Source organism: Clostridium sp. (genome assembly GCF_040797585.1).
Taxonomy (GTDB): Bacteria; Bacillota; Clostridia; order Clostridiales; family Clostridiaceae; genus Clostridium_Z.
This window is the reverse complement of the sequence record NZ_JBFNEO010000067.1, coordinates 1-13,046: the sequence shown is the minus strand read 5'-3', so window position 1 is coordinate 13,046 and position 13,046 is coordinate 1. Positions and strand designations below refer to the sequence as shown.

Genomic DNA, 13,046 nt, shown 5'->3' with positions numbered 1-13,046 from the left:
GATATAGATAATGTGCAGGGAAAACAATCTTTATACACTAAAGATCAAAACAAAAAAATCCACCAATAAAAACTTAAAAAAACATTTAAATATAATTTTTTCATACTACCACCACCTACCAATATTTTTATCTTTATGTTAACAATCAGGGTTTAATTTAAATATATTTAGGATAAATGCAGAAAATGACTAATTTATTAAACAATTTTTTAAAATAATGGAAGGGTAAATTTATACTAAAGTATAATGAGTTAGTGTATAATTATATATATATAGGATAGAGAGGTGACGGAAAGTGGAGATTTGGGAAGTGATTTTCAATACCATAAAAAATATCTCTATAGCATCAGTACTGGATATTTTAGTGGTAGCTTATATTTTTTATAAAGGTTATATGTTAATCAGAGAAACAAGAGCAGAGCAACTTCTAAAGGGAATATTATTTATACTTGCACTTATTCCTATAAGTTATCTTTTAGAGCTTAGGGTTGTTTATACCATATTAAATAAAACAATAACAATAGGGGTGCTATCCATCGTAATTATATTCCAACCAGAAATAAGAAGGGCTTTAGAACACTTAGGAAGAAGCACTTTTTTTGATAGACATATTTTAGATAATGAAGAAGTTATAGAAAAAGTTATAAGTGAAATAGTTATAGCTGTAGATAGCTTGTCACAAAGCAAAACAGGAGCTTTACTTGTAATAGAACAAAATACAGGACTTGGAGAGGTAATAGCAACAGGAACAAATGTGGACGCTATAGTTAGCTCTGCACTACTTGAAAATATCTTTGTTGTGAACACTCCACTTCATGATGGAGCTACTATAATAAGAAATGATAGAATAATTTCTTCAGGTTGTGTTCTACCTTTGACTAGTAATAATACAATAAGTAAGAAGCTAGGTACAAGACATAGAGCAGCAATGGGAGTTTCAGAGACCTCGGATGCTTTAGTTATAATAGTCTCAGAAGAAACAGGAACAATATCTCTTGCAGTAAATGGAAGGCTTGAGAGGAATTTTTCCAGGGATGAACTAAAGTTTGAACTTCTAAAGCTCATGAAAAATAGAAAGGACCTTAGAGATCTTACTGCAGGGGAGAGGGTGAAAAAGTGGATAATAAAGCGAAAAAACAAGACCTCCTAATAAAAATAGCCTGCCTTATATTTTCTTTTGGGTTATGGTTATATGTATCTAATGTGGAGAACCCTACTATAAATAAGAGAATAAATGATGTACCGGTGGAAATTGTAAATGCTGATATACTCTCCCAGTATAAGCTTGCTATGCTTCCATCACAGAAGTTAAAAATTAACGTATCTATTGAAGGAGCAGCTAGTGATGTATACCGTGTGAAACCAGATCAATTTAAACTATCCGTTGATTTAGGTTCTTACGCATTAAAAAAAGGAGAAAATAATATTCCAGTTAAGATAGAAGAAGCGCCTAGTAATATATATATTATTAAACCAGAAACACTTAGCATAAAGATTAATTTAGATGAGCTCACGGAAAAGAGTGTACCTATAAGGGTGGATGTTGGAACAAAAACAAAATCAGGATATTATGCGTCAAATCCTGTGGCTAGTCCAAGTAGTGCTACAGTTTCGGGGCCAGCTCAATATGTAAATACAGTAAATGAGCTAGTTGCAAAAGGTGAGGAAATCAATGTGAATAATGATGTAGAACTTACACTGCCTCTTACTGCTGTAAATGAAGCTGGAAAAACTGTGTCAGAGGTAGTTATAAATCCATCAACTGTAAATGTAATGATACCTGTTAGAAAAAGTAAGGTTATAGATATAAATGTTAAAACCAAGGGTAATTTAAGTGATAAATTAAATTTAAAATCCTTAGAGGCTACCCCAAGTAAGATAGAGATAACAGGAGATGATTCAGAACTTAAAAATATATCATCTATTGATACAGAGCCCATAGATTTATCTACTATAACTGATAGTAAGGAAGTAGTTACTAGACTTAAGGTACCAAGTGGAATAAAAATATTAAATGGTGGGGATAAAGTAAATGTAAAGGTAACAGTGGAAAATGTGAATGAGGAAGAACCACCAAAGGAAAATATTAAAAAAGAGGTGGCAGTGCCTGTCACTATTAAAGGATTAAAAGATGAATTAAAGGCTACCTTAAGTAATGATAAAGTAACAGTTACTTTAGAAGGGAAGCCAGAAGATATTAATAGTATTAAAGAAAATGAAGTTTTAGCAGAAATAGATTTAACCAGCAGTGTAGAGGGAGAACAAGAAGTCCCTGTAAAAATTACGGTTAAAGAAGGTATAAAAATAACTAGTATTAATCCAGATAAGATAAAAGTAACAATAAGTAAAAAGTAAGTGGAGGAGCATTAATGACCTTAAGAGTAAACAACATTGTATTAGATATAGAAGAGGATATACAACAGGACATTGGATATCTTTATAAAAAACTCTATAAAAAACTTAGAGTTTCACAAAGTGATGTTAAAGAAGTGAGAATTCTTAAAGAGTCCTTAGATGCTAGGCGTAAAAATGCAATAAGATTCAATTATTGTGTAGAGGTAGAATGTTTAAATGAGGGTAAGATTTTAAAAAGAGTAAAAGATAATGATTTAAAGCTTGAAGAAAATTTAGTAGAAGACAGTATAGTCTTTGGACAGAAAAAGTTAAATTCAAGGCCAGTGGTTATTGGATTTGGACCAGCAGGTATATTCTCAGCCCTTTTATTAGCTAGAAATGGATATAAACCTTTAGTTATAGAAAGAGGAGAGACCGTAGATGAAAGAAGTAAGTCTGTTGAGGAGTTTTGGAAAACAGGTAAGTTAAATAAAGAATCAAATGTTCAATTTGGAGAAGGTGGGGCAGGAACATTCTCAGATGGTAAACTTACAACAAGAATAAAGGATAGAAGATGTGAGTATATACTAAAGGAGCTAGTTAATGCAGGAGCACCAAAAGAGATAATATATAGTGGAAAACCTCATATAGGAACGGACATATTAAAAGGTGTAGTTAAGAATATAAGGGAAGAAATAATAAGACTTGGTGGACAAGTGCTCTTTAGCTCAAAGCTTGAAGATATAAAAGTTACTAATGGTAAAATAACTTCTATAATGGTAAATGGAGAGGAAATTCCTTGTGAGTCTTTAGTTTTAGCTATAGGTCATAGTTCAAGGGATACCTATGAGATGCTTTATAGAAATGGAGTTAACATGGAGGCTAAGCCTTTTGCTATAGGGGTTAGGGTAGAGCATCTTCAGGATATGATGGATGAAAATCAATATGGAATACTGAAAAATCATCCTAGGCTTAAGGCATCAGATTACAGACTTGTACACACAAGTAAGAAACTTCAAAGGTCCATATATAGTTTTTGTATGTGTCCAGGAGGAGAGGTTGTAGGTGCAGCTTCAGAGGATGAAAGACTTGTAACTAATGGTATGAGTTATTATAAAAGAGATCTTAAAAATGCTAACTCTGCTATTGTAGTTAGCGTATCGCCTAATGATTTTCAAGGAGATAGTCCATTAAGAGGAATGGAGTTTCAAAGATATTATGAGTCTTTAGCTTATAAGGCAGGCGGAGGAGATTATAAAGCTCCTGTACAGCTTATAAAAGATTTTATGAAAGATGAAGTTACGAAGTCTTTAGGAGATGTTGAGCCAACCTATAGGCCAGGATATGAATTTAAGGATATGAGACAATGTCTACCTTCTTATGTTATAGAGGGCTTAAAGGAAGGTTTCATGGATTTTGAAAGAAAGATAAAAGGTTTTGCAACTTCCCATGGAGTAATGACGGGAATTGAAACAAGGACTTCAGCTCCAGTTAGAATAGAGAGAAACGATATGCTTCAAAGTATTTCAGTAAAAGGTCTTTATCCTAGCGGTGAAGGGGCAGGTTTTGCTGGAGGAATCGTATCAGCAGCAGTTGATGGGATGAAGGTTGCAGAAAGAATAATGCAAGAATTTAAACCAATAGAATAATTTTTCTGAAAATAATCGTTTTCATTAAAACATTTGATAAAATATAATAGAGTATTCATAGATATTAGCTTTTCAGATAACTGAAGAGCTAATACTTTATATATAATTAATTTGGGGGGATTTTAAGGATATGAAAAGTAATTATATTTTAGTCATTAATCCAGGATCAACTTCCACAAAAATAGCACTTTTTAAAGATGAACAGTGTATTGATGTGGAAAACTTATCTCATAGCCCAGAAGAAATAAAGACTTATGAAACTATATATGATCAAAAGGACATGAGAACCAAGGTTATATTAGATTGGTTAAGTAGCCACCACATAAAAAAAGAAGAGTTAGTAGCGGTAGTAGGAAGAGGAGGACTTCTAAGACCTATGCCAGGAGGGACTTTTAAAGTTACAGAAAAGTTATTAGAGGATTTAAAAATAGGATATCAAGGACAGCATGCCTCAAACTTAGGAGGAATAATTGCCTATAATATAGCTAAGGAGTTAAATATTCCATCCTTTATAGTAGATCCAGTGGCAGTTGATGAATTTTATGATGTGGCAAGAATATCAGGAATACCGGAAATTCCAAGAAGATCTTTAGGTCATGCTCTTAATATAAAGGCAGTTACAAGAAGGGTTTCAAAGAAGTTAGATAAGGACTTCTATAATTCTTCCTATGTGGTTGCACATTTAGGAGGAGGAATATCTGTAGTACCTGTTGAAAATAGTAGAATGATAGATGCAAATAATGCTAATGAAGATGGACCCTTCTCACCAGAAAGAGCAGGAGGACTTCCAGCAGGAGATATAGTCAAGCTATGTTTTAGTGGAAAATATACTCAAGGTGAGATTAAAAAGAAAATGGTTGGTGAATCAGGATTTGTAGGGTATTTAGGAACTAATGATGGTAGAAAAGTAGATGAGATGATAAATGCTGGTGATAAAAAAGCTGAGCTCATATTGAAAGCTATGGCTTATCAAATATCAAAGGAAATTGGGGCCATGTCCACTGTTTTATTTGGTAAAATAGATGCTATAATATTAACAGGAGGGCTTGCATATAACAAAAAGCTTACTTCATGGATATCAGAAAGTGTTAATTTCATAGCACCAGTAGAGATAGTTCCAGGGGAAGATGAAATGTTGGCTCTTGCAGAAGGTGCACTAAGATGTGTATGTGGGGAAGAAAAGGCTAAAATTTATGAAGAAGAGGTGTAACAAATGGTTAAAAGCTTTGAGGAAGTGTTAAAAAAGGTAAAGTCTCTTGATATTAAGAAAGTTGCAGTAGCAGTGGCACAGGACGAGCCAGTACTGCAAGCTTTAATGCAATGTAAAAAGGATGGAATAGCTGAAGCTATACTTGTAGGTGATGAAAACGAAATCAAGAAAATAGCTAAGGAAATAGGAATGGACTTAAGTGGTTATGAAATAATCCATGAAGAAAATGGTCCAAAAGCAGCTTTAAAGGCAGTGGAACTTGTATCTACTGGAAAGGCTGATATGGTTATGAAGGGATTAATAGATACAGCAAACTTTTTAAGAGCAGTCTTAAACAAAGAAATAGGTTTAAGAGCTGGAAAGCTTATGTCTCATGTTGGGGTTTTTGAAATACCAAATATAGATAGACTAATTTTCATGACAGATGCTGCTTTTAATATGTATCCAGACCTAAAGGCTAAAATAGATATAGTAAATAACTCAGTAGCAGTTGCAAAGGCTGTAGGAATTGAGTGTCCAAAGGTAGCACCAATATGTGCTGTTGAGGTTGTAAATCCTGATATGCCATCTACTTTAGATGCAGCTATGTTATCTAAGATGAATGAGAGAGGCCAAATAAAAGGATGTATAATTGATGGTCCTTTAGCTCTTGATAACGCTTTATCAGAGGAAGCAGCAGCTCATAAAAAAATATCAGGACCAGTAGCTGGAAAGGCAGACATAATGGTTCTTCCTAATATAGATGCAGCTAACGTAATGTATAAGACTTTAACATATACAAGTGATTCTAAAAATGGTGGACTTTTAGTTGGAACAAAGGCTCCAGTTATAGTTACATCAAGAGCTGATAGCTTCGAAACAAAGGTTAACTCAATTGCATTAGCTGCCCTTGTAGCTTCTTGCAAATAATTTTAATATAGGGGGACTTAAAACATGAGCTTTAAATTACTTATAATAAACCCAGGTTCAACATCTACTAAGATAGGTGTTTATGAAGATGAAAATCCAATACTAGTGGAAACTTTGAGACATTCTAGTGAGGAAATTGAAAAATATGATACTATATTTGATCAATTATCCTTTAGAAAAGAAGTTATATTAAATGTTCTAAAGGAAAAGAACTTTGATATAAAGGAATTAAGTGCTGTTGTAGGTAGAGGAGGACTCTTAAAGTCTATTGAAGGTGGAACTTACGAAGTAAATGATGTAATGCTTGAAGATTTAAGAGTTGGGGTCCAAGGACAACATGCATCTAATATAGGGGGAGTAATATCTAGTGAAATAGCTAAGGAACTTAACATACCATCTTATATAGTTGACCCTGTAGTTGTGGACGAAATGGATGAAGTTGCTAGAATATCTGGTATGCCAGAAATAGAGAGAAAAAGCATATTCCATGCGCTAAACCAAAAAGCTGTAGCTAAGAGATATGCAAAGGAAATTAATAAGAAGTATGAAGATATAAATGTTATAGTTGCTCATATGGGTGGAGGAGTTTCTGTTGGAGCTCATAGAAATGGAAGAATTGTTGATGTTAACAATGCCCTAGATGGAGAAGGGCCATTTTCACCAGAAAGATCAGGTGGATTACCAGCAGGAGATTTAGTTAAGCTTTGCTTTAGTGGAAAATACACTGAAGATGAGATAAAGAAGAGAATCACAGGAAAAGGAGGCTTTGTTGCTTACTTAAATACTAACAACGCAAAAGAAGTAGGGGATAGAGCAAGTGAAGGAGATAAGCAGTGCGAACTTATATTCGAGGCTATGGGATACCAAACTGCTAAAGAAATAGGTAAGTGTGCAGCAGTACTTAAAGGGGAGATAGATGCTATAATCCTTACTGGAGGAATAGCTTACTCTAAGGAAATGGTAAAATATATAGAGGAAAGAGTTAGCTTTATGGGTAAAGTAGTGATTTATCCAGGGGAAGATGAATTACTAGCTTTAGCAGAAGGAGCTTTGAGAGTTCTGAATAAGGAAGAAAAAGCTAAGGAATATAAATAATAGTTATAAAAAACAGTAAAGTCTTATGATTTTACTGTTTTTTTAATATTTCTATTAATGTAGCATATGATGATATTAATTAGTTTAAAATATATAAAAAGTTACTTTTAAGCTTAATAGAATATACTGATATATTTTTAGGTGGGGTAAAAGAAAGAGATAATTACAGTTAATTCAAATTATTCAGTTTCAAAACTATATTAATATCAAAAAATGTCGTCAATTGAAAGTTAGTCTCAAATAAATTTTCAGTTTACTAAAAATTCAGCCTAAGCATTTTTAAAAAGTTAAATTACTATAATAAAAAATATGACTTTTTGTCTTTTAAAGTAAGGGGCATATAATATATAATTAGAGTATAAATTAATAAAAAAGGATTACATTTTCCTTGAAAGGAGTACTTATGAGTAGAATAAAGGTTTTTACAGGGCACTTTGGAAGTGGAAAAACCGAAATATCTATAAATTATGCTTTAAGTCTTGCAAAGCAGGGTAAAAAAGTAACTCTTGTAGATATTGATATAGTTAATCCTTATTTTTGTGTTAGAGAGTTAAAGGAAGAATTAGAAGCTCAGGGGGTAAAGGTTATAGCAGCAAATCCCCATTGGTCTAATGCAGAACTTATGGTGGTACCACCAGAGGTAATGTCAGCTTTTAATGATAAATCTCATGAAGTTATAATAGACATTGGTGGAGATGACATGGGAGCAGTAGTTCTTGGACAATATAATAAATTTTTCAAGGAAGAGCCTTATGATATGTTCTTTGTTGTTAATACTACAAGACCATTCACCTCAGATAAAAATGGGGTAGAAGAATATATAGAATCTATAGAAAGAGCCTCAAGACTTAAGATTACTCATTTTATATCAAATACTAACTTATCCTATGAAACTACCATAGATAATGTATTAAAAGGGGATAAAGAGGTTTTAGAATTATCTAAAAAACTTAATATTCCTTATAAGTATACAGTTTGTAGAAATGATATGGTAGATGAAATCAAGGGGAAGGTTCATGGAGAAGATGTATTTGGTATAGAGATTTATATGAGGCCACCTTGGAGATAACAAATTTTAACAGGAGTTAACTTCTGTTAAATTAAATAAATAATTATGCTAAATATAAAAGTTTAACAACGTTTCTTGTAATCGTTTAAAGGAGGGTGTGTGTATTATGGCAAAAGTTACCTTTAGAGAAGAAAGATGTAAAGGATGTGGACAATGTGTTATAGCATGTCCAAAGAAGATAATTACTTTTGCGGATAGATTAAATGAAAAAGGTTATCATCCAGCAACAGTTACAGAAGACAAGATGAAAGATTGTATAGGTTGTGCATCTTGTGGAAGAATGTGTCCAGACTTAGTTATAACAGTTGAGAAATAATCTTAGGAGGGGGATTTATAATGGGAGAAAAGGTTTTAATGAAAGGAACCGAAGCCATAGGTGAAGCAGCTGTAAAAGCTGGTTGCCAAAGTTTCTTCGGATATCCAATAACACCGCAAACTGAAGTTTCAGCATATTTATCAAAGAGAATGCCTCAAATAGGTAGAGTTTTTCTTCAAGCTGAAAGTGAAGTAGCAGCTATAAATATGGTTTATGGAGCAGCTGGTACAGGAGTTAGATGTATGACATCATCTTCATCACCAGGAATAAGCTTAAAGGCAGAGGGAATTTCTTATATAGCAGGAGCTGAGCTTCCATGTGTTATAATAAACATAGTTAGAGGAGGCCCAGGACTTGGAGGAATACAACCAGCACAGTCTGACTATTTCCAAGCAACTAAGGGTGGAGCACATGGTGATTTTAATATGCCTGTATATGCACCAGCATCAATACAAGAAATGGTTGATATAATCCAAGATGCCTTTGATGTGGCAGATATATATAGAACTCCTGTAATGGTTATGGGAGATGGAATGCTTGGACAAATGATGGAGCCAGTTGAGTTTAAGGAAAGAGAAGCTAAAAAGCTTCCAGAAAAAACTTGGGCTGCTAATGGGTTAGGGGAAAGAAAAGAGCATAATGTAATAAACTCTTTATTCTTACAACCAGAAGCATTAGAAAACCATAATAATAAGCTTCAAGCTAAGTATAATGAAATAAAGAAAAATGAAGTTAGATATGAATCATTTAATTGTGAAGAAGAATGTGATCTTATAATGGTTGCTTACGGAACAACATCAAGAATATGTAACAACGTTATAAAGCTTGCAGCTAAAGAAGGAATAAAACTAGGTTTAATAAGACCTATAACTATATGGCCATTCCCACAAGAAGCCTTTGATAAAACTGTGGACAACACTAAATATGGTTACTTATCAGTAGAGATGAGTTGTGGACAAATGGTTGAGGATGTAAGACTTGCATCAAATGGAAGAAAACCTGTTGATTTCTACGGAAGAACAGGTGGAATGGTTCCAACACCAGCTGAAATATTAGCTAAAGCTAAGGAAATAGTAGGAGGTGCTAAGTAATGGCTATAGTATTTGAACCAACTAAAGCTCTAGTAGATAGGCCAACCCACTACTGTCCAGGATGTACTCATGGTATAATCCACAGATTAGTTGGAGAGGTTTTAGAAGAGTTAAATGTTTTAGATAAAGCTATAGGAGTTGCTCCAGTTGGATGCTCAGTTCTTGCATATGATTATTTTGCATTTGACATGTTCCAAGCAGCTCATGGTAGAGCACCAGCTGTTGCTACTGGAATAAAAAGATCTAATCCAGATAAGGTAGTATTTACTTATCAAGGAGACGGAGACCTAGCGGCTATTGGTACTTCTGAAATAGTTCACGCAGCAACAAGAGGAGAAAATATAGTTACTATATTCGTAAATAACTGTATATATGGTATGACAGGTGGACAAATGTCACCTACAACATTACCAGGACAAGTAACAGAAACATCTCCTTTTGGAAGAGATATACAAGTACAAGGGCATCCAATGAGAGTATCAGAAATGATAGCTACATTAGATGGAGCTTGTTATGTAGAGAGAGTATCTGTTGATAAGGTTCCAAATGTAATGAAGACTAAAAAGGCTATAAAAAAGGCTTTTGAAAATGCTATAGCAGGAAAAGGATTTTCTATGGTTGAGGTATTATCTATATGCCCAACTAACTGGGGATTAAATATAGAAGAGTCTCTGCAATGGTTAAGAGAAAATATGATTCCTTTCTACCCACTAGGAGTTAAAAAAGATACAACTGGGGAGGTGAAATAATATGGCAACTCAAGAAATGTTATTTGCAGGTTTTGGAGGACAAGGTATACTTTCCATGGCTAAATTCCTAGCTTATGCTGGAATGGATGATAACTTAAGTGTTTCTTGGTTACCATCTTATGGTCCAGAAATGAGAGGAGGTACTGCTAACTGTTCAGTTATATTAACTGATGAGTCAGTAGGTTCCCCAATAGTTATATCTCCAGATTCATTAATAGTTATGAATAGACCTTCCTTAGATAAGTTTGAGGATTCTATAAAGAAAGATGGACTATTAATAATGGATTGTGATTTAGTAACAAGAGATGCAAAAAGAGATGATATAGAAGTTATAAAGATACCAGCTCAGACAGAGGCTGCAAAGCTTGGATCTACTAAAATAGCTAATATGGTACTTTTAGGTGCAGTGGTTGCTAAAACTAAGATAGTTGAAATGGATGTATTATTAGGATCTCTTAGAGCTCACGGAAAAGAAAAGTTTTTTGAATTAAATAAGAAAGCTTTAGAAGTTGGAGCATCCTACGTTAAATAATATAAGAATAAAAATAACTGGTTAACTTTTAAGTTAGCCAGTTATTTTTTTAATATTTTTTAAACATATTTACAAAGAAAAAAGTATGATTTTAAGATTATTTTAAAAACTATCACCATTAAAACCTTTACATAGATGGTTTTATTCATAATATCCAATTAAATGTTAATAAATTTTAATATTTAGCTAAATACTATAAGTATAGAAAATTTTTAATTAGACAACCTATGTGATACAATAAAGTTGTCAGATTGCAGTGATGATTTATTTATATGAGCATAATATAGAAAGATTATTATGATTTGTTATAAGAGTTTAAATTTTTTAGATAGAAGAGGATTCATATTTATATATAGGATCTTTAGATTTAAATTTAACTTATACATAAAATAAGATAAATCAATGGAATCTTTAATGAATAAGTTAAGAGTTTATATTAAGACCCTATAGGATAAGGAGGATACAGGATGATAGTTTTTAATAATATAGAAAAATCCTATAATAAGAATACTATTATAGAGAAATTTAATTTAACAATAAATGATGGAGAGTTTGTAGTGTTTATAGGTCCTAGTGGTTGTGGTAAAACCACCACACTTAAAATGATAAACAAGCTTATAACTCCAACTAGTGGAAGTATAGAAATAAATGGAGAAAATATTTCAAATATTGACTCTGTAAAACTTAGAAGAAAAATAGGATATGTAATACAGCAAACAGGGATATTTCCTCACATGACTATAAAGGAGAACATAGGAATTATACTAAAATTAATTAAGACAGAAGAGAATAAGATAGAGGAAAAAGTAAGAGAGTTATTAACCTTGGTTGGATTAGAACCAGAAAAATATATGTATAGGTATCCAAGAGAACTTAGTGGAGGACAGCAACAGAGGGTGGGTTTTGCTAGGGCACTTGCTATAGACCCTGACATAATACTTATGGATGAACCCTTTAGTGCATTAGATCCAATCACAAGAAATTCACTTCAAGAAGAGTTATTTAACCTTCAACAGGAAGTTAAAAAGACCATCGTATTTGTAACTCATGACATGGATGAGGCCATAAAACTTGCAGATAAGATATGCATAATGAACAAAGGAAGGATAGCTCAATACGATACTCCAGAAAATATATTGAGAAATCCGAAAGATGAATTTGTGGAGAATTTTATAGGTAAGGATAGGATATGGAATAATCCAGAATACATAAAAGTAAAGGATGTTATGATTGGAAATCCTGTAACTACCAATGGAAGAAGAAATGTTCTTCAAAGTATTGAAATAATGAGAAACAATAAGGTAGATAGCCTTATGGTAGTAGATAAGGAAAATGTATTAAAAGGCATAGTTACAATAAAAGCCATAAGAAGGAAGGGAAATAATAATTCTACTATAGAAGACATAATGGAAAAAGATCTTATAACTGTGGATGAAGATTCAAGTATTGTGGATATTTTAAAGACTATGAATAATAACAATATAGGATATGTACCAGTTGTAGATTCAGATAAAAAATTAAAAGGATTAGTTACAAGAAGTAGCGTGATTTCTGTTATGAGTGAGAAGTATATGGATGAAGAGGAGGGTGATAATAGTTAATAAAAATATATGAAAAATATATATAAACATGTTTATTTTTCATATATATGGCTATACAATCTTATTGAGGTGGTAAGTTATGAAATATTACTCAATAGGAAAATTCGCACAAAAAATAGGTAAGTCAATTCAAACTTTGAGGAATTGGGATAAAAACGGAAGTTTGAAACCAAGTTATATAACAGATGGTGGTACAAGATATTATTCACAAGAACAACTTAATCATTTTTTAGGTATTAAAGGTATTGAAGCTAAAACTAAAAAAGTAATTGGATATTGTATAGTTAGCTCAGGTAAACTGAAAGACAAATGGTATTACTATTGAAATTATAGACAATACTGAAAAGAAAGAAGAACAGGAGCTAGTTGAGGATTTAATTCAAATTGTTACAGTTTTTAGTTGTAAAGTGTAAGGCAAAGAGCTAATAAAACAAAGAAGATGATTAAGGAGTTGCTAGAGAATGATACTGGGGAATAAAGTTAGATTATAT

The 13,046-nt window shown here is 32.6% G+C and carries 12 protein-coding genes and 1 pseudogene; all 13 read left to right on the top strand.

Annotation, left to right across the window (positions count from 1 at the left end; genetic code table 11):
* Positions 1–295 precede the first annotated feature (295 nt).
* Positions 296–1,150, top strand: a complete 855-nt coding sequence (gene cdaA, locus AB2369_RS06280) for a diadenylate cyclase CdaA (RefSeq protein WP_367665624.1) — start codon at positions 296–298, stop codon at positions 1,148–1,150.
* The gene (locus AB2369_RS06275) at positions 1,117–2,355 is read left to right on the top strand and encodes a YbbR-like domain-containing protein (RefSeq protein WP_367665623.1); all 1,239 of its coding nucleotides are present in this window, start codon (positions 1,117–1,119) and stop codon (positions 2,353–2,355) included. Before cdaA ends, AB2369_RS06275 begins: the two co-directional genes overlap by 34 nt.
* A 14-nt stretch (positions 2,356–2,369) precedes the next feature.
* The gene (locus tag AB2369_RS06270) at positions 2,370–3,983 is read left to right on the top strand and encodes an NAD(P)/FAD-dependent oxidoreductase (RefSeq protein WP_367665622.1); all 1,614 of its coding nucleotides are present in this window, start codon (positions 2,370–2,372) and stop codon (positions 3,981–3,983) included.
* Positions 3,984–4,113: 130 nt separating this feature from the next.
* Positions 4,114–5,193, top strand: coding sequence for a butyrate kinase (buk, locus tag AB2369_RS06265; protein WP_367665621.1), 1,080 nt, complete (start codon positions 4,114–4,116; stop codon positions 5,191–5,193).
* A gap of 3 nt (positions 5,194–5,196) precedes the next feature.
* Entirely contained in the window at positions 5,197–6,102 is a 906-nt protein-coding gene (gene ptb, locus AB2369_RS06260) for a phosphate butyryltransferase (protein WP_367665620.1), read from the top strand.
* Positions 6,103–6,126: 24 nt separating this feature from the next.
* A complete protein-coding gene (buk, locus tag AB2369_RS06255) occupies positions 6,127–7,197 on the top strand; it encodes a butyrate kinase (RefSeq protein WP_367665619.1) in 1,071 nt (356 codons plus the stop codon).
* A 403-nt stretch (positions 7,198–7,600) separates the two neighbouring features.
* Complete coding sequence (locus tag AB2369_RS06250; RefSeq protein ID WP_367665618.1) at positions 7,601–8,266, top strand: ATP-binding protein; 666 nt, start codon at positions 7,601–7,603, stop codon at positions 8,264–8,266.
* 106 nt (positions 8,267–8,372) lie between these two features.
* Positions 8,373–8,582 carry a 4Fe-4S dicluster domain-containing protein gene (locus tag AB2369_RS06245; protein WP_367665617.1) on the top strand — a complete coding sequence of 70 codons (210 nt, stop codon included), beginning with the start codon at positions 8,373–8,375 and terminating at the stop codon, positions 8,580–8,582.
* Between the two features lie 20 nt (positions 8,583–8,602).
* Positions 8,603–9,673, top strand: a complete 1,071-nt coding sequence (locus AB2369_RS06240) for a 3-methyl-2-oxobutanoate dehydrogenase subunit VorB (protein WP_367665616.1) — start codon at positions 8,603–8,605, stop codon at positions 9,671–9,673.
* On the top strand, positions 9,673–10,422 hold the full coding sequence (locus tag AB2369_RS06235) for a thiamine pyrophosphate-dependent enzyme (RefSeq protein ID WP_367665615.1): 750 nt from the start codon (positions 9,673–9,675) through the stop codon (positions 10,420–10,422). Before AB2369_RS06240 ends, AB2369_RS06235 begins: the two co-directional genes overlap by 1 nt.
* 1 nt (position 10,423) lies before the next feature.
* The gene (locus AB2369_RS06230) at positions 10,424–10,954 is read left to right on the top strand and encodes a 2-oxoacid:acceptor oxidoreductase family protein (RefSeq protein ID WP_367665614.1); all 531 of its coding nucleotides are present in this window, start codon (positions 10,424–10,426) and stop codon (positions 10,952–10,954) included.
* 467 nt (positions 10,955–11,421) lie between these two features.
* Entirely contained in the window at positions 11,422–12,555 is a 1,134-nt protein-coding gene (locus AB2369_RS06225; protein ID WP_367665613.1) for a betaine/proline/choline family ABC transporter ATP-binding protein, read from the top strand.
* Between the two features lie 79 nt (positions 12,556–12,634).
* A pseudogene (locus tag AB2369_RS06220) lies at positions 12,635–12,965 on the top strand (MerR family transcriptional regulator); the annotation flags it as partial.
* Positions 12,966–13,046: the final 81 nt, after the last annotated feature.